This is a genomic window from Alcanivorax sp. HI0044, assembly GCF_001634945.1.
On sequence record NZ_LWEZ01001017.1, the window covers coordinates 1 to 590 of the forward strand.

Here is a 590-nt window from a genome sequence, read left to right on the forward strand (position 1 = left end):
CGTGTCGAGATTGCCAGCGCCGGCCAGGGTGGCACTGTGCTGTTCAACAACGTGATCTGGAATACTGGCGATGGCGAAGACCGTTTCGATATCACTATCGATGCTGCCAACGACCGTTCCGGGGCGGCACTAAGCGACCCCTTCCCCCAGGGCACCGTCTTCCAGTTACTCAAGGCGGATGGCGCTACTCCGTTGGTGGATAGTGATGGCAACGGCGTGCCTGACACAGGCCCGATCCCGTTGGCCGATCAAGGCGGCCAATGTCCGGCCCGTTTTGTGCGTGATGCCGGAAATGGTGTGTGCGGTGTGCGGGTTGTCCTGCAGGCAATCCTGCCTCCCAATGCACTGGGCGGCCCTTTCCAGGTCACCAAGGTTGCCAGTTCAATCACCGATCCCCAGGTCCGCAATGCGGTGACCGATACGCTCATCAGCATTGTCACCAACAGTGTGGATCTCACTAATGATCAGCCGGTTAACGGTAGCGCTCCGGGTGAAGGGCCGGGGCCGGAGGCCTCGCCGGTACGCAGCTTGTCTGTGGCGCCGGGCAATCACGGTACCTTTGTGTTGTACGTGAATAACACCGGGCCGCG

1 pseudogene is annotated in these 590 nt (G+C 60.8%); it reads left to right on the plus strand.

Going from position 1 to position 590, the window contains the following annotated elements:
• Nucleotides 1–590: pseudogene (locus A3730_RS31630) on the plus strand (hypothetical protein); the annotation flags it as partial.